The organism is Janibacter sp. DB-40, assembly GCF_029510815.1.
Classification (GTDB): domain Bacteria; phylum Actinomycetota; class Actinomycetes; order Actinomycetales; family Dermatophilaceae; genus Janibacter.
This window is the reverse complement of record NZ_CP120360.1, coordinates 832,420-857,463: the sequence shown is the minus strand read 5'-3', so window position 1 is coordinate 857,463 and position 25,044 is coordinate 832,420. Positions and strand designations below refer to the sequence as shown.

The following is a 25,044-nucleotide window of genomic DNA, read 5'->3' as shown; positions in this document are numbered from 1 at the left end:
GACCGCGGCCGGCTCAGGACAGGGCGAGGAAGTCCCTCAACCAACCGTCCACCTCGCGCATCGTCGCGAGGTCAACGCTGCCGATCGTGCCGACCAACCGGTCGCGCGCCACAGTGCGCGGCTGCTCGGTCATCACGAACGTCGACTGCGACAGCTCGAGTCGCGGACCGCGCAAGAGGACGTGGTTCGGCCATCCTCGGTCGGTGGTCGTCGCGGGCAGGATGATCGCCAGCGTGTCCGCTTGGTCGAGATACAGGTCGCTCGCGACCACGAGCGCTGGCCGGCGCCCGGACTGCTCTCGTCCGCGCACGGGGTCGAGCTCTGCCCAGACGACGGCCCCGCGACGGAGATCACTCACCCGGTCGGCCGTCGTCAAGCGTCACGTCCCACGAGTGGAACTCGTCCCAGTACGACTCATCCGCACCGCGGAGGGCCCGCCCGAAGGACTCCATCCGCTGACGTCGCTCATGCGCGTCCAGCAGACGCTCGATCAGACCGGCGGCCGTGACACCCCGCTCCTGGGCGTCCCGGTTGATCCGGTCGCGCAGCTCCTCGCTCACCTTGATCGTCGTTGCCATGACAAGAGTATACCGAGTTGGCTACCACGCGCGATCAGTGCGCCCCGTTCACCGGGCCCAGGTCGCGGCGATCGCCCTCGGCAGCGTTTCGCAAGGCCCTGCGGAGAGCGCCTGCCCCGCGCGACACTCTCTGGCGCCACAGTCGATGGCCCCGGTCGGTCGTCGAGGGCGAACGCGGGGGACGTGTCCTGCACCCACCCGAAGTCGGGCGGCCCGAGGGTGACCAGCTTCTCCCGCTGCCAGGCCCTGGTGAACCACCCCCGCGCGTCGCGGTGCACGGGCGAGCGCACGACCAGCAGCCCGGGGATCGATGTCTGCTCGATGGTCGCATCCAGTCGCCGAGCGTAGCGGCATGGTGGTCGCTCGCGTGCGCTCTACCGCCACGCGGTTGCGCGCGGTAGACTAAACGAAGCAAACGCAAATGCTTGCGCGTTGAGCAGTTAAGGGAGTGTGTCTCATGTCCACCACGGAAACCCTCGCATCGTCGACCCACAGCGCGAACGACACGCAGTTGTTGGGACGCGTCTACGACATGCTCACTGCCGATGAGGCGCTCGACCCGGTGCCGCGCTACTACCTCGTCGGCTCGATGAAGGACCACCCTGTTGAGCTACCCGAGGAGGTCTACCAAGTACTGCGGCGCGTCGTGGACGCGATGCAGAAGGGCCTGTCGGTGACGATCTCTCCAACCTCGCAGACACTGACCACCCAGCAGGCGGCCGATCTACTGGGCGTCAGCCGTCCCACGCTGATCAAGGCGCTCGACGGCGGCAGACTGCCATATACGCGCTCAGGCTCACATCGACGGATCGCTCTCACCGATGTCCTGGACTACCGCGAGAAGAGACGACTGGAGCAGTACGCGGCGATCGACGCGCTCTCGGTCGACATCGACGAGACGACCGACATCGATCAGACACTGGCTGACCTCAAGGAGGCTCGGAAGGCCGTGGCGGCGAAACGTCGGGGTCGCTGAACGTCTTTGCATAAGGTGGCCGCGTGTTTGCAGCCGTTCTCGACACCAGTGTGCTCTGGCCCAGCTTGCAGCGGGATTTCCTGCTTTCGCTGGCCGCCGAGGGTAGCTACAGCCCAAAGTGGAGTTCGGCGATCCTCGACGAACTGGTCTATCACGAAGCGAAAAAGTTGATCGGGCGAGGAACACCCGACGAAGAAGCCGAGACAAGCGCGAAGAGGCTGATCCACCAGATGTCGAGTGCGTTCGATGACGCGCTCGTCACCGGGTGGGAATCTTTGGAGGGCACGTACGGCCTGCCAGACCCTGATGACGAGCACGTTGTTGCCGCGGCAGTCATGGGTGGTGCAGAGACGATCGTCACGGAGAATCTGAAGCACTTCCCCGTGTCAAACCTCCCCGCGTCCATTCGTGCGACTCCAGCGAGACAGTTCGTCTACGACACAGTCCAGCAGCACCTGACGCAGGCTTCCCGAGCTGTGCTCGCGATATGCGAACGCAGCGGACGACACGGTCCGGACCTCACAGCGGCCGATGTGCTGACGGTCCTCGATGAGCGCTACCAGATGACAGAGACGGTAGAACTTCTTTCCGTCGCGCCTGGCCTACGCGACGCTCTTCGGGTGACATAACCCAACACGAGTATCCCGCCTCGACTACCGCCCCGTCAGGCCAGCGCCTCCTCCACCGTCTCCGCCCACAGCTGCGAGCCGGCGCTCGAGGGGTGCATCTCGTCCAGCCGCAGGTTCTCCGGCGCCTGGTCGGACTCGGCGAAGGCGGCGGCCACGTCGATCGTCGGCAGCCCGGACTCCTCCGCCCACCCGGCGATGGCCTCGCGCACAGAGGCGTTGGCGTCGTCGGCCTGCGGGTTCTGCAGGACGACGACGATCGGGGTCTCCGGCGCCTGCTCGGTGATGGCAGCGCGCAGCTCCTCCATGGACTGCGTCGCCTCGTCCGCGGAGGAGTAGTGGTGGCCGTAGCTCAGCAGCACCAGGTCGGGGTCGGTCGAGGGCCACATCGCGTCCCAGTGCTCGACCGGGTAGTCGGCGGTGGCCTCGGTCATCGCCCCGGACCACAGGCGGGTGCCCTCGCTCGCCCCGCTGTAACCGTTCTCCGTCTGGGTCATCCACATCGCGCCGGGAAGGCCCTGCGACTCCGCCAGCAGGAAGGCCCACTCGTCCCAGCTGTCACCGGTCTCGTCGCCGAGCACGAGCACCCGGGAACCGTCGGCGGCGAAGGCCTCGCGCGCCTGGTCCAGGGTCCCTTCCCCCTCGGCCGCGCCGTCGTCGCCATCGGAGCTGCTCGACTCCGAGCTCGGTGAGCTGCTCGACTCGCCGGGGGACGAGGAACCCGCGCTGCTGCCGGACGTGGATGCCTGGGCCGAGGAGGCCTGCCGGTGGTCGAAGAAGACGAAGGCCCACAGCCCTGCGACGAGCACCATGAGCACGAGGGCCACGACGAGCGCCAGGGCGGACGAGCGGCGATCCGAAGAGCGAGCCATGGCGGTCTCCTACTGCGGGGCGCTACCTTGCAGGGATGCGCGGGATCATCCTCGCCGGGGGGACCGGGACCAGACTGCACCCGATCACGCTCGGCGTCTCCAAGCAGCTGGTGCCGGTCTACGACAAGCCGATGATCTACTACCCGCTGAGCACGCTGATGCTCGCGGGGATCACGGACGTCCTCGTCATCACGACGCCGCACGAGGCGCCCGACTTCGAGCGGCTGCTCGGTGACGGCCACCAGTTCGGCGTCTCGATCACGTATGCGCAGCAGCCCTCCCCGGACGGTCTGGCACAGGCCTTCCTCATCGGGGAGGAGCACATCGCCGGTGGGCCGGCCGCGCTCGTGCTCGGCGACAACATCTTCTACGGGCCGGGGCTGGGCACGCAGCTGCGGCACTTCACGCACGTCGACGGCGCGGCGATCTTCGGCTACCAGGTCGCCGACCCGCGCGCCTACGGCGTCGTGGACTTCGACAGCGAAGGGAGGGCCACCTCCCTGGAGGAGAAGCCAGAGAACCCGCGCAGCCGCTACGCGGTGCCCGGCCTGTACTTCTACGACGACACGGTCGTCGAGCGCGCCCGAGCGCTGCGGCCCTCGGCGCGGGGCGAGCTGGAGATCACCGACCTCAACCGCATCTACCTCGACGAGGGCCGGCTGCACGTCGAGGTCCTGCAGCGCGGTACCGCGTGGCTGGACACCGGCACCTTCGACTCGCTCAACGACGCGAGTACCTACGTGCGCACTCTGGAGGCCCGGCAGGGGCTGAAGGTCGGCTGCCCGGAGGAGGTCGCCTGGCGGATGGGCTTCATCGACGACGATGGCTTGCGCCGACGCGCCGAGCCACTCGTCAAGAGCGGCTACGGCCGGTACCTGTTGGACCTGCTCAGCTGAACTGCCGCTCGAACGCCACGATCCGCTCCACCGCTGCGTCGACCTCCGCCGCCATCCGGTCGAAGGCCTCCTGCGGCCGCCGGTAGGGGTCGGCGATGTCATCGGCCCCCTCATCCACCCGGCTCAGCCCACGCTCGCGCGCCAGGTGCGAAGGGAGCGCAGCCCACCGCTCCTCGGGCGTGGACAAGCCGGCGAGACGCTGGGTCCACGGCTCGCGGGCATCGGCCGAGTCGAGCAGTCGGGCGAACTCCTTCATGGTGAAGGCGCGCTTGAGGTGCCGAGGCGAGTACGACAGCACGAGCTTGCGGTGGCCGACCTCGAGCGGGAGAACGACGTCGACGTCGTCGAGCATCCGCTCGGTGATCTGGCGGGCCGCGAAGTCGTCGTGCGCGATGCCTCTGCCCTGCAGGATGTGGGCGCTCCCGGGCTCGACGGTGTAGTCGACCATCGCGTGCGTACCAGCACTCGTCACCTCGAAGGCACCGGGCCGGACTTCGTCGAGTGCGTGCTGCAGCGCGAACTGGGCATACGGAGAGCGACAGATGTTGCCAGTACAGACGGTCAGGATGCGCACGCTCATGGGGCCCATCCTGTCGCACCGACCCTCGCCCGGTAGATTGATCCCTGACGCGCGTGGGAACTTGAGCTGTCAACCTCACCCGCCAAAGTCGCGTCACTTCTGCCACTCTGTAGTCCATTGGTCTCAGACGTCTCATAGCCACCGTCGAGGGGAGCTTCCGTGCCGCCTGCTGCGCCCGCACGCGTTCGCCGCATGCGCCGTCATCGGCTGGTGGCCGTGGTGGCCGACACCATCATCTGGTCGGCCGCCATTGCCGTGGCGACCGTCCTCCGCTACGAGCTCGACCCTTCACGCATCGATGTGGCCAACATCGTCATCGTGGCGACAGCGGCGTCGGGCGTCCACCTCGTTCTCGGCATGCTCCTCGGCCCCTATCTCGTCGGCCACCAGTCCGGCTCCTTCGACGAGGTGTATGCGCTGACGAAGCTTGCCTTCGTGGTGGGGGGACTCCTGTTCCTCGTGAACTTCTTCTACGACCCGTTCCTCCTGCCACGGTCCGTACCACTCACCGCAACGGCCATGGCGTTGATAGGGATGTTCGGCGCACGGTTCGTCATCCGATCCCTCGATGTCACGGGGACCGATCCCGACGCCCGACGGGTGATCGTCTTCGGCGCGGGTGAGGGCGGCCGACAGCTCATCCGGTCGATGGTGCGGGACCCCCAGGAGGGCCTGTCCCCCGTGGCCATCCTGGACGACGATCCGCGCAAGCGTCGGCTGCGCATCGATGGAGTGCGTGTCCGGGGTCGACGGTCCGACCTCCTCGCCGTGGCGGAACGCGAGGATGCCACGACCTTGGCCGTCGCGGTGCCGAGCGGCTCGGCAGAGCTCCTCGTCGACCTGCGGGACCGGGCAGCCCAGGCGGGTCTGGAGCTGCTGGTTCTGCCTTCGACGTCGGAGATCTTCGGTCTGCTCGATGCCCGGAGTCTCCGGTCGATTGACCTGCGTGATCTCCTAGGACGCCAGGCCGTCGACCTCGATTCTGGGGCGATCGCGCGGACGGTCATGGGCCGACGCGTCCTCGTCACCGGTGCGGGCGGCTCGATCGGCTCCGAGCTGTGCCGACAGATCGCCCGCTACGCACCGGGCAGCCTCGTGCTCCTCGACCGGGACGAGACCGCCCTGCAGAGCACGCAGATGAGTCTCACCGGCCGTGGGCTCTTCGAGGGCGACGAGGCGGTCCTGGCCGACATCCGCGACTCCGACCGCCTGATGGACGTCTTTGCCGGTTACCGACCTGAGGTGGTCTTCCACGCCGCTGCGCTCAAGCACCTGGCCATCCTCGAGCAGTCGCCGGGCGAGGCCTGGAAGACGAACGTCCTCGGGACCCTCAACGTGCTGGAGGCTGCCCGCAGCCACGGCGTCTCGACCTTCGTCAACATCTCGACCGACAAGGCTGCCGACCCACACAGCGTCCTTGGCTACAGCAAACGGCTGACAGAGCGCCTAACAGCCGGCTTCGCTCGACGGCACGGCGGCACCTACGTCAGCGTCCGCTTCGGCAATGTCCTCGGCTCCCGTGGATCCGTCGTCGGTGTCTTCGCGGCGCAGATCGAGCAGGGCGGTCCCGTCACAGTCACGCACCCAGAGGTTGAGCGGTACTTCATGCTCGTGGAGGAAGCCTGCCAGCTCGTGCTGCAGGCTGCTGCAGTCGGTCAACACAGGGATGTCATGGTCCTCGACATGGGTCAGCCCGCCAAGATCGCGGAGATGGCCCGGACCCTGGTGTCGCTCGCCGGTCGTTCGGATATCGACATCATCTACACCGGCCTGCGCCAGGGTGAGAAGCTCAGCGAGGATCTCTACTCGGTCGGTGAGACCATCCACCAGTCCGGGCACCCCCGCGTCACGCACGTGCCCGTCCCCGCCATGCGGCCCAGCGACATCGCTCGGCTGCGCTCGGCGACCCCACAGGAGGCCCTGGCTCTGATGCGCGATCCGGCCGCAGTCATTGGCAACGTCGCCGACCACGAGGTCCGAAGCGATGGCGTCGCGAGCACTGTCGACCTGAACTCACGACGGTGAGTTCTTGCGCCGGAGGTCGAGGAGGCTGGCTGTCGATCGCCACGACGACCGCCCTCGTGACTGCCTTGGCGGCGCCCGTCGTCCGGAAGGGCCTCAGGGCTGCGCACGTGCTCGACATTCCCAACGATCGTTCGTCGCACACGCAGCCAGTGCCGCGAGGTGGCGGGATGGCGTGTGCCGCCGGCGTCAGTGCGGGCGCTCTCGCGCTGGCACGACACGGGCGCGGGCTCACGCGTGGGCAAGCAACCGGCACAGCTCTGCTCACCGTCACTGGATTCATCGACGACGTCCAAGGGTTGCCTCCAGCCATCAGGCTGGTCTCTCAGGGCACCGCCGGGCTCATCTCCGCGCCATGCGGCCAGCGTCTTAGGGGCGCAGCCGTCCTCCCCATCGCAGTGAACATCGTCAACTTCATGGATGGGATCAACGGCATATCGGGGCTGACGGCCGTCTCCTGGGGGGTCACGGCCGCTGGAGCCCGGCATGCCCATCCGATCGCGGCCCTGGTTGCCGGTGTGGGAGCGGGCTTCCTGCCCTGGAATGTCCCTCGACCACGGCTTTTCCTCGGGGATTCGGGCAGCTACCTCATCGGCTCACTCATCGGTAACGCAGCCCTTCACACGACCACGACCAAGGAGACGACAGCACTGGTCGTACCGCTCCTGCCCTATCTCGCCGACGCGCTGGTGACCATTGGGCGCCGTCTCGCCAGAGGTGAGGCTGTACTGCGGCCACATCGTCAGCATGCATACCAGCGTTTGGTGCACGACCATGCCTGGTCCCATGGGCAGGTCGCCGTCACACATGGTGTTCTCGTCGCCGGGCTGGGCCTGCTGGCCAACCGGTCAAGCACACACGTCAGCGTCATCGTCGGGGCTACAGCCGCAACGGCGTGGGCATTCGCACCTGAGGCGCTCACGAGGCTGCAGAGAGACTCTCGGGACTCATAGGTCGGCGTCGGCCGGTGCGCTCGGGGAATCCGTCGACGTCGGTGTGGGCGAGTCACTCGTCGAGACGGACGGTGGGTCTGGATCTGGTGTCAGAGGACTCGACGTACTTTGAGTGGTCGTGCGGTAGGAGGTGGTCGGCGGGGAGTACGTCGTCGGGGGCACATAGGTCGTCGGTGGGACGTATGGCGCCGGTCCGGCGCTCTCGGGTGGGGAGTAGGTCGGGTCCGACGTCGTCCTGGGTTCCGGTATCGCGGGCTCTGTGGACGCTGCAGTGGGCGCTGTCGTCACCTCCTGCGGCGAGGTCGTCGCAGGAGGCGACGAGGATTCAGATGGTTTCCTGAGGAGGGCATCCGCGACGGTCCGCGCCCACAGATCTGCTCCCGCTTCCGCGATGCCTGTCGGCAGCCAGTCCGCGCGCAGATCGGGTCGCGGAGATTCCCTGAAGGCGCCATCGACATCGATGACCGGCACGCCCGCATTGCGGCCCCACTCCCGTTGGGCCCTGCGAACGGGCCCATTGGTGTCTGCCGCTGGTCGTGGCGTGAGGATCAGCCCAACGGCGGCGTCCGGGGCACGTCGATCCACGGCGGAGACGAGGGTGTCGAGTTCGTCCTTTACGTTTCCACCCCCCTCCGGTTTCATACTGATCAGCACCACGTCGGCACCCTTGGGGACGAGGAACTCCACCCGTTCAGCCGCGTAGGTCAGATCGGCATCCGCCACGGAGCCGTTGCGTAAGGTGAGTTCCTCCCCCTCCCCGATGACCAGCTCCTCGGCGTATCGGGTGGGGTCCTCGGGCTCGAGAGCTGCATAGCGAACCTTGCGTGAACGATCGGCCAGGACCGGGGCCAGCTGGTCGACCCAGCCTCCGGCGCCGACTCCCGCCTCCGCCCCGAGCACCACCACGACGGGCTCCGAGCGGCTGGCGATGACCTGGGCCGGGCTCTCGGGCTCGCGCGTGGTCGAGCTGGACGATGACGTATGGGTCGATGAGGACTGCGTCGACGTCGTCGACGAGGAAGGCAACGCAGGAAGGCCTTCGAGACCCACGACGACGGCTATGACGATCGCGAGGTTGAGCAGCAGGACCACGACCCCGATCAGGGCTCCGGACAAGCGCGCACGTCTCACACGACTCAGTATCGCTCAGTCGAGCCTCCCCTCGGCAATCGTGCCGCTTGCACCCTGTGTGTCAGGGGGCACCCCTGAAATGTCAGTGAATCCCCATGGGCGCCGTGGGGCCACGCGCAGGTGCTCGACCCCGGCCGGTGGCCGGTAGCCTGTCGGAGCCTGACCCCTCGTACTGGAGCCCACGACGATGATGCCCCGCCACCACGAGGCCACTGACCCCACGGGGCGCAGGCATCCCCGACAGGACATCACGAGGATGCCGGTATGGCGCCTCCTCATCCTCACGGTGGTGGTCGGGGTGTACCTGCTGACGCTGATCTGGGCGAACGTCGATTCGGGTCAGGAAGGGACCGGCAGCCCGGGTCCGCAGTCGGGCTGGTCGACCCCACTCGATGCCGAGGCCAGGACCGCGACCACGGTTGCGTTCGTCGTGGACGGCCGTCCGAAGCTGGCCGCGATAGTGTCAGGCCGTCCAGCGCAGCTCCAGGTCCTCGACGTCGGGAGCGACCAGGTGGAGCACGCAGTGGACTTGCCGACGATCACGAGCGGTCGGGCAATCACCGTCGGCCCGGACGGCAGCATCTACGCCGGCGGTGACTCCGACCTGATCTATCGCTACACCCCGGGCGCCGACGAGGCTGACGAGCTCGGTCCGGTGACTCCGAGCACCACGAGCGTCTTCGACCTCACGACCGCACCCGACGGCTCGATCTGGGGCGGGGGCTACCCTCGCGGGGAGATCTGGCAGATCGTGCCGGCCACGGGGACGATCGATTCCCTCGGTCAGGTGAGGGCGGGCGCCGACTACGCCCGCAGCCTCACTGTCGGCAACACCTATGCCTATGTCGCGGTCGGTTCGACGCGACCAGAGATCATCCGGGTTGTCCGCGACTCTCCGGAGCAGCGTTCGCGCATTCCCCTTCCGGTGCCACTCACGAGCGGCATCATCAGTGACATTCGTCTCCTCGGTCGCTTCCTCGCGGTCAGACTGCCGTCCGGTACGACGACCACCGGTGCGCACCGGCCCGCAGAGCGGCGTCTGTACGACCTGAAGGCTCGTACGTGGGACGTCCCCGCCAACGTCACAGGTCAGTCGCCTTCGCCGATCGACAGCCAAGGCGAGTTTCACTACGTGGCTGACGGGAAGTTGTGGGGTGTGGACGCGACCACGGGCGTCAAGCGCTCGTTGGCCCCGGCTGGTGCCGCGGCAGGCCGGGACCGGCACGTCCTGTGGGGGACGCTCCAGGGAAGATCGACCGAGTGGATGCTCACCTACGATCCCCAGGTCGGCGAGGTCGTCGCCTTCGACCTCACGACGTATGAGTACCACGCCTATCCCGCGCACTTCCGTCCACTCCCCCTCACCATCAAGTCGCTGACGAAGGGAGGTGAGGGTCAGGTCTTTGTCGGCGGGTACGGGGGACCCAGCTTGGCGATCGTCAACCTCCGGTCGGGAGCGACGACACATCTGCCGCGGCGGCCGGTGCCGAAGGGCGGCGCGACCATCGGTGAGATCGAGGGCTCGATCGCGTCCGGCCACTACCAGTACTTGGGCACCTATACCCAAGGCAAGATCTTCCGGTACGACCGGCGGCGTCCGTGGGTGGACGGTTCCAACCCCACGCTCCTCGCCAACCTTGGCACCTCCGACGCCCAGGACCGACCCAGGGCGTGGGCCGCTTCCGACAGCCACGTCTTCTTCGGCACCATCCCTCGGTACGGTCAACTCGGCGGCGGCCTCGGGATTATCGACCCGGCAGCGACGTCGCTGCGCTTCGTGCGCAACGTTGTCCCCGATCAGTCGGTGGTGAGCTTGGCCGCGGTCGGCGACATCGTCTACGGGGGCACCTCTCGTTGGGGCGGTCTCGGCGCAGCCCCGACAACCACCGAGGCGAAGGTCTTCGCCTACGACGCGAGTACCGGGACCAAGCTGTGGGAGGTCGCGCCGGTGCCCGGGGCCCAGGCCTATGGGTCAATCACCATCGGCCCGGGCGGCACTCTGTGGGCCTCTCGGGGCGGGACGGTCATCGAGCTCGACCCGCGAACCGGCGCCACGCTGCGCCAAGTCATCGTGGCCGACACCAGTTCTGCTCGCGACCGCCCCACGTACAACGTGTCGGGACTCGTACGTCACGAAGACTCCCTCTACCTGCAGACCGGTCAGCAGATCTACGAGGTGGACCCCGACTCGCTCCGGACGCGCACCCTCGTGGCTGACGGCGTGACTCTGCCCCAGTTCGTCGTGGTCGACGACTCGATCGTCTATGCCGCGGGCGTAGAGCTCAAGAAGGTCGCCCTCGATGTCGAGCCGACCTCGGGCGGTATGGGGTGACCACAGACCGGCTGTGACCGAAGAAGGCCACCCCTTAGGCTGACCCCCATGGTCCCGAGTGCAACGGTCGTCGTCCACGGACCGCTGGTCGAGAGGGCTCTCCCAGGGCTCGTGTCGCTGTCACCGCGTCTACACGTCAGATGGGGCACCGACAGCGCCAAGCACGCGGTACGCCCGGAGGGAACCGTCAGCCTCGACGGCGCGGCGATCGTGCAGGCACAGCTCGTCACCACCGGATCCGCTGCGGCTGACCTGTGGGGTGGACGAGAGCTCGGCGGTTTCGCCCAGTGGTGGGGGCGGATGGCTACTCAGTCCGCGTGTCTGTATATCTGGGACCGGGCGCGACAGCAGTTCGCCATCCTCCCCGACCCTCTGGGCGGCGCGACCCTCTTCCGTCACGAGCACGGCGACATCTCGGTCATCTCCACCGACTACCGGGAACTCATCGCCACCGCCGCGCACTTGGGCTTCCCGTTGGAGAAGGACCCCGAGTACCAGGTCGAGCGCATGCTCTTCGGTGCCGGAGGCCTGCGTCCCACGAGCTACCTCGGCGGACAGCGGATCCCTTCCTTCACCGGGGTGATGCTCGATGACCGCATTCTCTGGACGGTGCCGTACGAGTCGCGAGCCGCGCTCACCGAGCAGCGCTCGTACATCAACTCGGTCAACCTCCTGCGCCGGGACACTCTGGACGCTGTGAGCGCACTCGCCGAGGCGCCCGCCCAGGCCCGAGTGGCACACCTCACCGGGGGCTTCGACTCTCGTATGGTTCTGGGTGCGATCCTTGCCGCCGGGTGCCGGGACGGCTTCGAGTTCTTCTGCAGCGGACCCGAGTCCTCAATCGACCGCCAGGTCGCCGACGGCCTCGCGAGGACCTTCGACCTCACCCGCACGACCTCCTCCGGCCTGAGACCGGTCGTCGTCGGAACGGCTCCGGAGCAGGACCTCGCGCAGCTGCGCTATACGGCTGGTCTATCCACCGTCGGCCCCACCGGACTCGAGGAGAAGGTGGACGTCCTGTCCGCCGGCGGGGGCTACGGCGAGCTCATGCGCAGCTTCTACACGACGTCTCTGCTCCCGACCGATTCTGCTCGATGGGCGGATGGCCGAACGCTGCTGCAGGCCATGGTCGGCCGACAGGTCGACGTCGAGGACCTGATCTCGAGAGAGATCCTGGAGTCCTTGGGCAGGCAGCTCACCGAGACGCTCCACGAGATCCGGGCGAGCGGTGTCCCTGCCGATCTCGCCCCGAACGTCTACTACAGCGATGTCCGCAACCGTTACCACATGGGGGGGACCACTCTCCTGTGGAGTCGCGTGGGAACTCGCGTCAATCCGCTGTACTCGGTTCATTCCCTGGCGGCCGCACGAGAGTTGACCGCGATCGCGCGCGAGGCGAATGTGCTGGGTTATGACCTCCTCGAGTCCTTCGGTCACCGCTTGTCCCAATATCCTTTCGACAGCAGCCGCTCGACGCCCGAGTACCGCCGTCAGCGCCGGCCCCGGCCAACGCGGGCCTTCACCGATGGCGAGGTCCGCTACGGGACGAAGGTCACGTCTGTGCCTCCTCCCGGGAGGACGGATGGTGCAGTCCCCAGCAAGCCGGACACTCCCCAGCGACGGGAAGAGGTACTCGCCCGAGCCAAGGCACTCAGCCTGATCTTCTGGCAGTCCAACCACCTGGAGGAGACTCAAGCAGCGCTCGCCGCAAGCCTCGAGGCAGGCCGCTCCGATTCCCTGGCGCATGCCTTCAACATCGACTACGTGCGCGAGCTCGCCCGGACCACGCGGTGGAACCGGACTCGGGTGCGTCACCTATACGCGATCACGAGCATCGTGCAATGGCTCGCCGACGAGCCACCGCGACCAGCGATCGTCCCATGTACGGCGGCAGGCAGCCGGTGATGGGCACCGACAAGGTGCCACGGGGCGTGCGGGGCGTGCCCGACGGCAGCAACTACGAGCGGTTTGGGTCGGTCACGCTGTGGCAGTCGCTCTCAGACCTGCTGCAAGTCGACCAGATCACCGAGGGCATGCACGTCGTCTGGTTCGAGTCGGGTGCCCACGCCGACTTCTATGTCGGCGGCGACCTGTCGATGCTGCCGGTCACACGCTGCCTTCCGGTCTTCCTCTCGGGGGCGGTAACCGCACGCAAGGGTCGACCAGGACCGTTCCTCTCGGGGATGAGCCTGGGGCCCACCCTCGACACGCCATACATCGCGCTCGGTGATCCCACCCTCGACCTCTCCCCCGACCTGCTCCTGGGCTGGTACGCAGGCCGCGCCGGCCAAGGGCTCCAGACCGACCTAGCTGCCCTCTTGGACGGCATTGCGGCTCGGGTTGCGCGCGAGCCGCTCCTGATCGGCGGCTCCGGCGGAGGCTTCGCCGCGATGGTCCTCTCCGAGCTCATGCAGGGGCCGGCGTCCGCCCTCGTGTGGAACCCACAGACCGATATCCTCGATTACCTCCCTTCCATCGCGCAGTATCTGGCGGTGTCGCTCAGCATCTCGATCGACGAGGCCGCAGGGATGCCGCGGGCGGAAGCGGCTGCTGCGCTGCGAGCCGGGGGTATCGTCCATCAACTTCCTGCGCAGGACACGCACCACTTGCGCGCCCGCCGGCTGCTCTACCTACAGAATGACGCTGACTGGCACGTCAAGTCCCATCTGAGCCCGCTGCTCGACCGTCTCGACCTGACCCAGCTGCATCCTGGCCGGTGGGCCTCCTCAGATGGCGAACGCCGCCACGTCGTGCGCGTGGACCATCTTGCGGAAGGGCACAACCCACCCTCCCGGCCCGTCCTCCTCGAGTCGATCCGCGGCATGCTCGAGGCGTCCGCACCTGCTGACACCATCGGCGACCGACTGTACGACCGGGGTCTGCTGCCGAGCACGCCATCCCACCGCCTGCCATCCGACCTGCGCAACAAGGCCGAGCACATCCGGCGCCGCACGACCGTCGTCGCAGCGGTTCGCGCCACCGGAGAGGTGCGTCCATACCTCACGTGGAACGACGGCGGAACGCGTCATCTCCTCGGGGTCAGCCTGGACCTCTCCGACCCACGATCGAGTGAAACCCTCACCACCCGGAGCGGGCGTCACTACCTGGACCCCGCCCGCGCGCTGCCGAGTACGCTGCCGGTGCGGATCAGTGACGGACTGGGCCACGACATCTTCACCGGTGACGCACCGATCGAGCTGACACCGCGCAAGCTGTCTTTCTTCATCCTCGGTCGCAACGCGTCACGCGACGCCTTCAGCTTCCTCGACCCTACGCAGGTCACGCTCACCGACCACGTCTCGGGACGGAGCCTCGCCGACGCACTGCGCGACCCCTCCGGCCTACCAGCGTCCATGCGCACTGCCGCAACGCAGAGCGATGTCGTCCTGTGGGACCTTGGCGATGAGAACCTCGACGACGACGGGCAATTCGCCGCCTTCCACGCCGCGCTCCCGCGCTGGCGCGACCTGCTGACGGAGACCGGGCTGCTGAACCGCCTCGTGCTCGTAGCGTCGTCGTGCGTTACCCAGGCGGTCGAGGGACGATCACCGGCCTCGAGCGCGAGCGTGAAGGCCGCAGAGGCCGGCGCCGCCATCCAGAGATACGTTGCGGCGGTACAAGGCTTGCTCGACGTCCCGGTCCTCTCTGGTTGTCCCGCGAGCACCGACGCGAACACGAAGCACTCCTGGGGAGCGGCATCCTGCCACCGTGACGATCTGTCGTGCTCCGAGCTGGCCCGCCAGATCGTCGATCAGGTCAACACCCAGCGCTCACCGTTCGACCCCGTGCGCGACCCCGACACTCTCGTGCGGGTGCCAACGGCTCAGGAGCGATCCCCGCGCCAGGAGATGGTCACACAACCAGCGAAGGTCCAGATATCGGAGTCGTTGCCTTACCGGATCACCGTCGAGGTGCGAGGGGGCGGTATCGCCTCGATGGCCTTCCACCTCTACGAGGGCGCGCGTCGGCTCGATACCACACCCCAAGGCCTCACGCGAAAGCACACGTTCACCGTTCGTCAACGGGGGACCTTCCGGTGTCGTGCAATCATCCAACCCACCCATGGACCCCGGTATGGCGTGAGCAGCGACCCGCTCGTCATCACGGGAGAGGTGGACTAGTTTGCGCGTGTCCCGAAGCGTTTGGCCCGTGAGCCAAGGAGGAAGGAAATCGATGCGCGTCTCGACAGCCCGCACGGCCATCTGGCACCTGCGCAAGGGTGGCGTGCGGCAGCTGCGGACGTGGCGACGCCGTCGACGGATGAGCGTGGTCGTGGCCGAGGCGACCGGTGAGGAACTGCCGGAGTGGCCACTCCAGGACCGGCCGGTGCGCCGTCCGGACCTGCGCGTGGCGGTCGTCCTCGACGACTTCAGCCGGCTGGCCCTCGCGCCCGAGTGGACCCAGGTCGAGGTGACCCCGGCGGCGTGGGAGTCGCAGGTCGCCGAGGGGATCGACCTGCTCTTCGTCGAGTCGGCGTGGCACGGCAACGGTGGCACGTGGCGATACCAGCTCACCGGCCCCTCGGCCCCCTCCCCCGCGCTGGTGGCTCTCGTGGAGCACTGCCGGGCGGCCCGGGTGCCCACCGTCTTCTGGTGCAAGGAGGACCCGGTCCACTTCGACGACTTCGTCGACACCGCCGCCCTCTTCGGCCATGTGCTGACCACCGACGTCGAGATGGTGCCGCGGTACCGGGAGCGGCTCGGTCACGACCGCGTGGGCGTCATGGCCTTCGCCGCGCAGGAGCGGATCCACAACCCGATCCGACCGCAGCAGGGTCACGCCGAGCGCGACATCGCCTTCGCGGGCATGTACTTCGCCCACAAGTACCCCGAGCGCCGCGAGCAGATGGACCTGCTGCTCGGCGCGGCGGACCGGGTCTCGCCGCGGATGGAGCACGGACTCGAGATCTTCTCCCGCTTCGCGGGGGGTGATGCGAACTACCAGTTCCCCGAGCCGCTCGACGCGCGCGTCGTCGGGTCGCTGAGTTACCTGCAGACGCTCACGGCGTACCGCTGCTTCAAGGTCTTCCTCAACGTCAACTCGGTCGTCGGCAGCCCGAGCATGTGCGCCCGGCGCGTCTTCGAGATCTCTGCCTGCGGCACGCCGGTCGTCTCCACGCCGAGCCCTGCGCTCGACGCCTTCTTCCCCGACGACGAGGTCGTGCGGGTGGACGACCCGCAGCAGGCCGAGTGGATGCTGCGGGCGCTCGTGCGCAGCCCTCTGCTGCGCGACCGCATGGTGCACGCCGCTCAGCGCCGCATCTGGCGAGAGCACACGTATGCCGCCCGCATCGACGCCGTCCTCGAGGCGGTGGGGCTCGAGCAGCACGTCCGTCGGCCCCGCACCGTCTCGGCCCTCGTGTCGACCAACCGACCGCACCAGCTCGAGCACGTCATCTGGCAGGTGGCGCGGCAGCGGGACGTCACGGTGCAGCTCGCGCTGCTCATGCACGGCTTCGACGAGGAGGCCAGAGTGCGAGAGCTCGCCGCCGAGCACGGCATCGAGGACCTCGTCGTGCTCCACGCCGACCAGGACGTCCTGCTCGGCACCTGCCTCAACCGGCTCGTCGATGCGGCGAGCGGCGACGTGATGGCGAAGATGGACGACGACGACCTCTATGGCGACCACTATCTCTTCGACAGCCTGCAGGCTCTCGAGTACTCGGGTGCGGATGTCGTCGGCAAGCAGGCGCACCAGATGTACCTCGAGAGCCAGTCGGCGCACCTCGTGCGATTCCCCGAGCGCGAGCACCGGTTCACCGACTTCGTCGCCGGGCCGACGATGGTCATGCCTCGCTCGGTCGCCGTGGAGCATCGCTTCCCCGACGCCCAAGTTGGTGAGGACACCGGGCTGCTGCGGCGCGTCGTCGAGGCCGGTGGTCGGATCTACTCCGCCGACCGCTTCGGGTTCGTCCAGGTGCGGCGGGGCGCTGGACAGCACACCTGGGATGCGAGTGATGCGGAGATGCTGGCGAACGCGGACGTCATCGGCGTCGCGTCCGCCACCACAGACCGTTGACCTGATCTTGCCGAGTCAGATCCAGCCGGAACGATCTGGAGCACCCGGGGCGACCTCGAAGTGGGCGAACTCGGTGATTCGCTGCATGGTGTCTGCCCTGTTCAAGGGAAAGTGGCCCCCGCGAATCAAGCTCCAGTAGGAATACATCTCGACCCGTGCGCGGTGATACGCCCATGAGTGATCGTGTGCCAGCTGGACAACCTTCTCGACGAAGTACCCGTAGTGATCGACCACGTGTGTTCGGTCCCGGACGTTCTGCAGGTACAGATGATCGGGGATGCATCGCTGCCGCGCGAAGCGCTCTGTCACGTCCACTCGATACAGGAGGTCGCTCGGGGTGGCATCAATACCCGCGACTCCAAAGGCTACCTGCGCAGCACGGTCCGCCTCGGCACGCAGGTGATACTTCCGCATGTCAATCTGCGGGATGTCCACCACCGCCAAGGACCCCGGGAGGCAGGAGGCCATGTGGAACGAGGCGAATCCGCCCGCTGACCCTCCGTAGAAGACCACCTGACGCCGGTCGAGCCCGAGTTCTCGACGAACGGTGTCAACAATGCCTGCCATCTCGGCCGCTGTGTCTCGCCCACGGGTCCCAAACCACCAACCCGCATTGAGTTCTTCATCGAGGTACAGGTTCGGGTCATTGAGAACCAGGGCGGAAGAGTGCGCAATGTCCTCAGCCCACGACCATCTCTGGAAAACCGGCAGCGAGCCAACTCGGCTTCGGACCAAGGCGCTCTGGCCGATGACGATCAGCAAGCGACTGTCCGACCGCAAGGAACTGAAGAATTCGTAACGAATTCCTTCGTCCTCAATCGACACCACTCCTCGCCAATCGATAGATGGAGTGAAGTCACCCAAGGACCCATAGGACCTTACAGCACGGGGAAACTCACCGCGCAGAGGATTCAGCGGACTACCCTCCGGCTGCAGGCGCACGAATCTGGCCAGGTGGGCTCCGCATTTTGCGTCAAACTCGTCGTCTCCGTCGACTGCAGCGCCGATCACCACGATGTGTTCATGGGGAGACCTTCGGTAGTGACGCGATATAAGGACGATGAACACGTTGTCGGGAAGATTTTCCGAAAGGCGGTCCAGATCAACAACGTCCTGTTCAGACCGCTCTGTAGCAAAGAGCACCACGTTATCCTCGTCCGAGTCTCGCCAATACTCGTCGAACGCCAGAAAATTGACCCACAAGTTGGGTCCCCGCTGAAACCCACGCGAGACGTCAAATCGATGCAATTGCATCGACTCGATGTATTTGTCCAAAGCTGTCCCGGGGCGGTCCAAACTGGCCAGCCAGCGAACATGGCGATCAGAGAACATCATCCCTGCAGCTCAGGGCACGCGTCGACAAGCGCATTGGAGATGCCAGTCAGAACGTCTCGGTCGAAATGACGCGGGTCCGAAATCGTGCGCCCTCCCAGGACGTCATCGATCTCGACCACCTGCACGTGCGCGTTCTCTCGAGCGATCTCACGCCAGACACCATTGCGCTCAGCGTACCCTCGGCGAGTGAGCCCTTCCTCAGGCTTCTCGACATCGAACTTCTCGGTCGGCAGCAGAACGGTGAGCGAGCTGCCGTTCTCTCGGCACGCATCGACAAGCGCATCCGCGGCCTCCTGATAGGCCGTCACGGTTGGCTCCACAGCACCCGGCCAGTAGTTCGCGTTGTAGTCGACGAATGCCCCGTAGACCATCAACGGTCGCCATTCGCCGGGGAAATAGCCGTCGCTCTTGAACCTCTGCAGCGAAAAGACCCTGGGCCAGTTGTCGAAGTCCACCGCCGTAGGCGACTTGAGGTAGTGGGCGATTGAGCCAGACTGACAGTTGGCCATGACTCGCAGACCCGCGTCGGCGGGCACCTCCGCGACCATGGCGGCCACACGCTCGCGCGCTTCCACCGAGTTGGGGTCCACCACGGAGATCCAGTCCGGGACGACCGGCGAAACGGGGAGATCAGAGTCGTCGAGAAGCGTCGTCTTCTGCATGATTGACGCCAGCGCACTCTCGATGCCCATGTTCATCGTTCGGCACGAGAACGTGAAGTGGTCCAAGCGTCGCCGAAAAGCGACCGACGCGAATCCAACGAGTCCGTAGTTTCCGTAGTCGTCCCACACGAACGCAGAGAAGGTGAAGTTCTTGGTGGATTCCACGATGGTCTCAGCCATGGACCCCACCTCAACGCGCGTCTTGAGAAAGTTGAGCTGGTTCGTGCGGTTGATCAGCTCCTCGATGCGCTGGGCATGGGCAAGGTTGTCCGTGCGCTCGAGGACGGCCATCTTGATGTTGCACGTCCGAAGGAAGTCTTCGTTTGAACCTGCGACGTCCGCGCGATCTGATCGCTTCTTCTCCATGATGCGATACTGCGCGAGCCGTGACTTCCCACCCGAAGTCTCGTCGATGGAGCGAGCGAGGAACGTGTCAAGCGCGTCGCCCCGGCTGTCGATGGTGACTATTCCTTCACACGCGTGCTGAACCTCGCGCAGGTTGACCTCGTTATCGTCCGCGAAGACGACGTCCGGGAAACGGAGGTTCATGTCCTCCACGATGCGCCGGACCATCGGACCCTTGGGCGAGAACTCGATCTCGTTGAACACGAACTGATCGCGCATCCCCAGCCGATCAAGTTGCTCCATGGCCGCCGCGTGATCGTTCTTCGAGCAGATCGCATGCACAACGCCTTGCTCGTTGAGCTGACGGATCGCTTGCGCTCGAGATTCAAAGAGCGCGATGTCGTCTCCCTCGGCGAGCGTGCCCCGCCACAGAGTGTCGTCCAGATCCCACACAATCAGCTTGACCACTAGTTTCCTCCCACGATTTCCCTCAATCGCCAGCTCACCCGCGTGGCAGTCAGGGATGTTAGCGCGTATCAAGGCCACCTGTGCGCATCCGCGCGGCCCGCCAACCGTCTGAGCCAAGGAGGCAGCACGATCGCCCTCCTCGAAGCTGCACGCGGTGGCCCGATGCTGGCGCCACCGACTGTGCTCTGACGGGCCAGTGGGCCGACGCAACTCAGACCCACCCGAGGCATTAGCGTGTGCAGCGCGCCCCGGTCCACTCGCGCCGGGACAGGATGCAACGACAGGTTCGCCACACCTCAGGAGTACGGATTGCGCAACCTCAGATGGATGGCTCTCGCCGGAGTCCTCGCCGGCGTCATCGCCGTCGGCGTAACCGCGGCCACGGCGGGCGCCGAGTGGGCAGTGGTGGTCGCCACCTTGGTCATCTTGGTAGCGCTGACAGGAACGGCCTGGGTCATCGTGCAGACGCTGATCAAAATCAACACCACGACTCGTAGCCTGCACGCGCGACTCGCCAAGGTCGAATCCCTCGACCAGGTGCGAGGGCAAGTCCACGACATCGGCACCAGCGTGGAGGCGCTGCGGCGTACGTACCTTCGCAACGCCGACTCCACGCGTGCGGCACTGGGAACCTTCCAGACCCGTGTGGACGCGGCAGCCACCCAGCAGGAGCAGGACTTCGCGGAGATGCGCAAGAGCGTCACGCTGTCGATGGGTGTCCTCGGCCGACAGCAGAACGGCCTAGCGCAGCGGATGCAGGCACTCGAGGCCGCGGTCGCGTCTTCGTCGCAAGGGCACGAGGCACGTTCGGCCGCAGTGACCCAGGACCTGAAGGCCCTGGCCGCCGGCAACACGGACCTCAGCCTTCGTGCAAACGCTCTTCTGGGTCTGCTGAACGTCAGAACTGCTGAGCTGGACGCAGGAGAGGACAAGTGACGAACGCAGGGCTCGAGAACGTCGACCTCGAGTGGGAAGGCCAGCGCCTCTCGCTGACGGGGCACCCGGGCGAGTACATCTTCGAGCAAGTACGTGCTTCCGGCACCTTCTACGAAGGAGACCTCCTGCAGGCCCTGGCGGGCGTTGCGCTCACGGGATCGGGCTGGATCGTTGATGGCGGTGCCAACATCGGCAACCACAGCCTCTTCTTCGCAACTGCCCTTGACCGTCAGGTTCTGGCCATCGAACCAGACCCGGAGAACCACTCAATCCTGCAAGAGAACGTGGCTCGAAACCACCTCCAGGAACGAGTGTCGATCAGGGACGTCGCCCTCTGGGACAGCGTGACGACCCTGCGCCTCGCGAATGAACACCCTGACAACAGCGGACAAGTTCATGTCGTCGAGTCGGGCGGCACAGAGGTCGAGGCGTCGACGCTGGACTCACTCTGCGAGGGGATCGACGTCGCGTTGCTCAAGCTCGACATCGAAGGGAGCGAAGTGCGCGCGCTCAACGGCGCGAGGTCGCTGCTCACTCGCTCGCACCCCATCCTGTGTATTGAGGCTCATGGCCCGACCTCCGTCCGTAAGCTCGAAGCGGTCTTGGCCCCTCTTGGGTATGAGGTGCTCCTCATCGGGGGGCGCTCGGACAATTTCGTCTACGTCCACCCCGACAGCCCGACGGTCTCCTCCGCCGACCAGTTGAGGCACCGACTGGCCGTGGAACGCGACCGCCGTCGCGAAAGGCAACACAGCAGCACCGATCAGCGCTTGACCCGTTCGCTTGCCGAAATCACGACCCATGTGGCCGAGGGGCAGTTGGCCGCAACGCGGCCAGAACTGGGGGATCTACGCGAGCAACTCGCTGCGGCCCATTCCGCAGCGACCACCGTCCGTGAGATGCACGATCAGCGCACCCGAGCGCTGGACGACCTGTTGGAGGAGAATCGGAGGTCGCACGGAGAGCTCAACGCCGCCCTGACCGAGCACCGACTCAGACTGCAGGAAAAGGTCAGGGAGGTGGAGGAGCTCCGAGCGACGGTTTCGTCCCTGCAGGAAGACCTCGCCCAGTCGCGAGACGACCGAGGGGCACTCGAGGAGCAATTCCGCGCCGCGACGGATCAACACGCGCGTTCAGCTGCTGACCTGTCCACTGTGGAAGACCACCTCCGGCAGTCGCTCGACCGTGAGGCCAAGCATCGCCGAGACCTTGATCTGCTGGGCATGAGCTACCAATTGGTGTCCAGTCGCCTCGAGTCCATCAGCCCTGGCTCGTGGGACCACGCGGTGGGCGTTGACACCGCCTTCGGACTCCTGTCGGGCGATCAGCCGCCGACGATCCTCCACCGAGAGGCTCCGTCGTCTGACATCCGGCCCCTGCTCAACCATCACGTGCGCAAGGACCACGTGCGGATCGGTATCGCCACCATGCCGGGCCGAGAAGATGGACTGGCCATGGTCTTGCGAAGTCTTGCTCCGCAAGCGGACGACATCCACGTCTACCTCAACCAGATGGATTCCGTCCCCTCGTCATTGCCCGCATACGACAACGTGCACTTCCACACTGGCCCCGACCATGGTGACAGAGGCAAATTCCTGTTCATCGATGGCTATGAGGGGTACTACCTCACCTGCGACGACGACATCGCGTACCCCGACTTCTACGTCGATCACCTTCTCGACGGAATCGAAAGGTTTGACCGGAAGGCCATCGTGGGATGGCACGGTTCCATCTTCCTCGACGGGTTCACCGACTACTACGACGCCAAGTCCCGTCGTGTCTTGGCGTACTACTCCACACGGGAGGCCGACACCGGCGTCCACCTGCTCGGCACGGGCGCGGCCGGATTCCACACGCACACGATCCCCGTCGCCTCCGACGATTTCAAGATCCCGAACATGGCCGATGTGTGGCTTGCGCTCAAGGCCCAGGAATTTCGCACGCCGATGGTCGTCCTCGCCCACGAGCGGGGTTGGGCTGACCCGATCGACCGTCATGCACCGTCCATCTCCAATGCTTCGATCAAGAAGGATGGGGGAAAGCGTCTGGATGTCCGTGAGACCGTGACTAAGACGGTCGCTGATCACCATCCGTGGATCATCAACGAGACCGCGCCCACCTGGTCGCGTGATCGGTTCGACATCGCCATCGTTGGTCGCACTGATCGTGACCGGTGGCGAAAGGGCGGGATCCTCAAGTCAACCCATCTCATGGCTGACGCCCTGCGCCGTTTCGGCGTGAACTGCGTCCTAGCAGATATCGAGACGGGCGACCCGTTCACCCTTGAGGGAGCCGATCCAGAGATCGTCATCATCTACGCGGGTGACCCCGACCGTCCCGATTACGCCCGAGCACGTGAGATAGCCGAGAAGCACATGTCTGAAGGGCGCGTCGTCGTCATCAACATGTCCCTTCAGGCCGTACCGGCACGCACGGCCAGCATCGTCCACTCCATGCAGGAATTGGACCGAGCTCATCCGGGGAAGGTTCGACTCATGACCTTCAGCCTCGGCGCCAAACACATGCCTGGAATGGAACCCATCCGCGATCTCATCCTCGAGATCCCAAAGACGCTCGCCCCGGTGTCTCCTCCCTACGCCGAGTTCGGGAGTACGGCAGGCGTTTTCGTGGGGGACATCGCCAAGCTCAGTGACCCTGCGCTCGTGGGCGGCCCCGGCCGAGACTGGGTCGCGGCCATCAGGGAGGCACTCCCAGGAGTCCCGATCTACGGAGTCCAGCAGTACCGGCCCCGATTCGAGCCGGATTTCGAGCTCGATGAGGTGTGGCCGTTCCTCAAGGACGACTTTTCCGAAAGGCTGTCGAAGGTTCGGCTGATGGTCGCCCCCACCAAGTTCGCAACCTTTGAAATGGTTCCCATGGAGGTCGCGGGCTTGGGAGTTCCGGTGATCTATCGGGACATGCCTCAGTCACTCTCGGAGACCCTCGGGTTGGCTGGCGTAGAGGTGGACTCCCCCGCGGGACTGTCAAGACTCCTGCCGTCCCTGTACCACGACCCGATCCTCTGGCGTACCTTCAGCCATGCGGGAAGGGCGCGTGCGGAGAGCCAGGAAGTCCACCACGCCTCTGGTCAGATCTACCTCCAGTTGGCCTCCCTCCGCCACGAAACCGGAAGGTTGCCATGAACGCGCCGAAGTACAAGGAACCCCTGATCACGCCCGGCTCCGGACAGGGTTGGGCGGTGTTCGCAGAGCCTGAAGCACGGCTGTTCAATGCCCAGCTTTTCGGCACAGTGTTCTTCGGCTTCGCCAGTTACATCAACTCGGGACATCTACGGTCATACACCGAAGTGGGCCGATATTGCTCCCTCGGCCGTGATGTCACCATCGGCCTCGGACACCACGACTCGGACGTCCTGAGCACCAGTTCGTGGTTCTCCTTTCCTACGGACCGCTACCAGCAACGACTGGCGGCGCGGGACCCCGTCCGGCGCGTCATCGTGGGACACGACGTCTGGATCGGTGACGGCGTGAAGATCATGTCCGGAGTGCGCATCGGTACCGGCGCGATCATCGGCGCGGGTTCGATCGTCACCAAGGACGTCCCCGCCTACGGGGTGGTTGCTGGGAGCCCGGCTCGCTTGCTCAAGCAACGCTTTCCTTCCGAGACCATAGATCGTCTGCTCGAGAGCCGCTGGTGGGAGCTGGACCCCACACAACTCCGTCAGGTCGTGACCAAGGACGTGGCCGCCTCTCTGGACCTGATCGCCGACAGCAACATCCCTATGTTCCCAACGGCGTACCGCCGCTTGACCCCAGCCGGAGCCCGGAGTGACGACTAACCACCCTGAAGAGTCCCCCGATGTCAGCTTCCTGAGCATCCAGTTGAGACGCTTCATCGCCTCAAATCCTGAGGCAGCCGTGGAGGAGTTCGAGGCGCTGCGCAAGGAAGCGCGCAAGGCGAAGACCTCCAAGGCCAATCTGCGCAAGGCTCAAGAGCGTCTGGCCGAGCTGGAAACCGAGCGAGCATCCGCTACGGCCCGTGCGGAGCGCTACTTCTCCGAACTCGGAACGGCTCGGAGTGCCCTCGATGCCTATCGAGCAGAGAACGCCCGCCTGCGTGATGATCTCAAGCGCGTTCGGGCTTCGCGCGCGATGAAGGTCGGCAAGTCCCTGACAGCTCCGGCTCGCGTATTCAGAGGCGGAGGAGCCACGAGCGCGAACGAACGTGGCGACGCTGACACTTCCCCGGACGAGGCGGTGGAGACAGCCGCGACTGCGCCAACTGTCGCCACCGTCCCCCTGTCAGACCTGACCTACGAGGATCTGCTCCGGGACCTTCGCGATGACCCGTCCA

The 25,044-nt window shown here is 66.0% G+C and carries 18 protein-coding genes; 11 read left to right on the top strand and 7 right to left on the bottom strand.

The window, feature by feature from the left end:
* Positions 1–13 precede the first annotated feature (13 nt).
* A complete protein-coding gene (locus PVE36_RS04140; RefSeq protein ID WP_277454759.1) occupies positions 14–358 on the bottom strand; it encodes a type II toxin-antitoxin system PemK/MazF family toxin in 345 nt (114 codons plus the stop codon).
* On the bottom strand, positions 351–578 hold the full coding sequence (locus PVE36_RS04135; protein WP_277454758.1) for a hypothetical protein: 228 nt from the start codon (positions 576–578) through the stop codon (positions 351–353). The genes PVE36_RS04140 and PVE36_RS04135 overlap by 8 nt, the downstream gene beginning before the upstream one ends.
* A gap of 457 nt (positions 579–1,035) precedes the next feature.
* On the opposite strand from PVE36_RS04135, the gene PVE36_RS04125 reads away from it, so the two are divergent.
* A complete protein-coding gene (locus tag PVE36_RS04125) occupies positions 1,036–1,554 on the top strand; it encodes a helix-turn-helix domain-containing protein (RefSeq protein ID WP_277454756.1) in 519 nt (172 codons plus the stop codon).
* A gap of 23 nt (positions 1,555–1,577) precedes the next feature.
* Positions 1,578–2,183, top strand: coding sequence for a PIN domain-containing protein (locus tag PVE36_RS04120; RefSeq protein ID WP_277454755.1), 606 nt, complete (start codon positions 1,578–1,580; stop codon positions 2,181–2,183).
* A gap of 35 nt (positions 2,184–2,218) precedes the next feature.
* On the opposite strand, the gene PVE36_RS04115 is transcribed toward PVE36_RS04120, so the two are convergent.
* Positions 2,219–3,052: an SGNH/GDSL hydrolase family protein gene (locus PVE36_RS04115; RefSeq protein ID WP_277454754.1), complete on the bottom strand. Its 834-nt coding sequence runs from the start codon at positions 3,050–3,052 to the stop codon at positions 2,219–2,221.
* 35 nt (positions 3,053–3,087) lie between these two features.
* On the opposite strand from PVE36_RS04115, the gene rfbA reads away from it, so the two are divergent.
* Positions 3,088–3,948 (top strand): glucose-1-phosphate thymidylyltransferase RfbA, encoded by an 861-nt coding sequence (gene rfbA / locus PVE36_RS04110; RefSeq protein ID WP_277454753.1) that lies wholly within the window; start codon positions 3,088–3,090, stop codon positions 3,946–3,948.
* Here rfbA and PVE36_RS04105 read toward each other — a convergent pair.
* Positions 3,941–4,528: a low molecular weight phosphatase family protein gene (locus PVE36_RS04105; RefSeq protein WP_277454752.1), complete on the bottom strand. Its 588-nt coding sequence runs from the start codon at positions 4,526–4,528 to the stop codon at positions 3,941–3,943. The two genes, rfbA and PVE36_RS04105, sit on opposite strands and share 8 nt — an antisense overlap.
* A gap of 219 nt (positions 4,529–4,747) precedes the next feature.
* On the opposite strand from PVE36_RS04105, the gene PVE36_RS04100 reads away from it, so the two are divergent.
* On the top strand, positions 4,748–6,553 hold the full coding sequence (locus PVE36_RS04100; RefSeq protein ID WP_277454750.1) for a nucleoside-diphosphate sugar epimerase/dehydratase: 1,806 nt from the start codon (positions 4,748–4,750) through the stop codon (positions 6,551–6,553).
* 944 nt (positions 6,554–7,497) lie between these two features.
* Here the strand turns inward: PVE36_RS04100 and PVE36_RS04095 are convergent.
* On the bottom strand, positions 7,498–8,595 hold the full coding sequence (locus tag PVE36_RS04095; RefSeq protein ID WP_277454748.1) for a hypothetical protein: 1,098 nt from the start codon (positions 8,593–8,595) through the stop codon (positions 7,498–7,500).
* A gap of 562 nt (positions 8,596–9,157) precedes the next feature.
* On the opposite strand from PVE36_RS04095, the gene PVE36_RS04090 reads away from it, so the two are divergent.
* From PVE36_RS04090 to PVE36_RS04075, 4 genes are read left to right on the top strand one after another with little or no spacing between them, the layout of a single operon-like run.
* The gene (locus tag PVE36_RS04090) at positions 9,158–10,966 is read left to right on the top strand and encodes a PQQ-binding-like beta-propeller repeat protein (protein ID WP_277454746.1); all 1,809 of its coding nucleotides are present in this window, start codon (positions 9,158–9,160) and stop codon (positions 10,964–10,966) included.
* Positions 10,967–11,014: 48 nt separating this feature from the next.
* On the top strand, positions 11,015–12,871 hold the full coding sequence (locus PVE36_RS04085) for a hypothetical protein (RefSeq protein ID WP_277454744.1): 1,857 nt from the start codon (positions 11,015–11,017) through the stop codon (positions 12,869–12,871).
* Positions 12,871–15,087, top strand: coding sequence for a DUF6270 domain-containing protein (locus tag PVE36_RS04080; RefSeq protein ID WP_277454743.1), 2,217 nt, complete (start codon positions 12,871–12,873; stop codon positions 15,085–15,087). Before PVE36_RS04085 ends, PVE36_RS04080 begins: the two co-directional genes overlap by 1 nt.
* Positions 15,088–15,139: 52 nt before the next feature.
* Positions 15,140–16,984 carry a glycosyltransferase gene (locus PVE36_RS04075; protein WP_277454742.1) on the top strand — a complete coding sequence of 615 codons (1,845 nt, stop codon included), beginning with the start codon at positions 15,140–15,142 and terminating at the stop codon, positions 16,982–16,984.
* A 15-nt stretch (positions 16,985–16,999) separates the two neighbouring features.
* Here the strand turns inward: PVE36_RS04075 and PVE36_RS04070 are convergent, their stop codons facing one another.
* A complete protein-coding gene (locus PVE36_RS04070; protein ID WP_277454741.1) occupies positions 17,000–18,319 on the bottom strand; it encodes a hypothetical protein in 1,320 nt (439 codons plus the stop codon).
* Positions 18,316–19,794 carry an HAD-IIIC family phosphatase gene (locus PVE36_RS04065; protein ID WP_277454738.1) on the bottom strand — a complete coding sequence of 493 codons (1,479 nt, stop codon included), beginning with the start codon at positions 19,792–19,794 and terminating at the stop codon, positions 18,316–18,318. Before PVE36_RS04065 ends, PVE36_RS04070 begins: the two co-directional genes overlap by 4 nt.
* A gap of 327 nt (positions 19,795–20,121) precedes the next feature.
* Here PVE36_RS04065 and PVE36_RS04060 point away from each other — a divergent pair, with 327 nt between their 5' ends.
* The 3 genes from PVE36_RS04060 to PVE36_RS04050 are packed head-to-tail and all read left to right on the top strand — an operon-like array spanning position 20,122 to position 24,529.
* On the top strand, positions 20,122–20,730 hold the full coding sequence (locus tag PVE36_RS04060; protein ID WP_277454737.1) for a hypothetical protein: 609 nt from the start codon (positions 20,122–20,124) through the stop codon (positions 20,728–20,730).
* Complete coding sequence (locus PVE36_RS04055; RefSeq protein WP_277454736.1) at positions 20,727–23,873, top strand: FkbM family methyltransferase; 3,147 nt, start codon at positions 20,727–20,729, stop codon at positions 23,871–23,873. The genes PVE36_RS04060 and PVE36_RS04055 overlap by 4 nt, the downstream gene beginning before the upstream one ends.
* Positions 23,870–24,529: a CatB-related O-acetyltransferase gene (locus PVE36_RS04050; RefSeq protein WP_277454734.1), complete on the top strand. Its 660-nt coding sequence runs from the start codon at positions 23,870–23,872 to the stop codon at positions 24,527–24,529. The genes PVE36_RS04055 and PVE36_RS04050 overlap by 4 nt, the downstream gene beginning before the upstream one ends.
* Positions 24,530–25,044 lie beyond the last annotated feature (515 nt).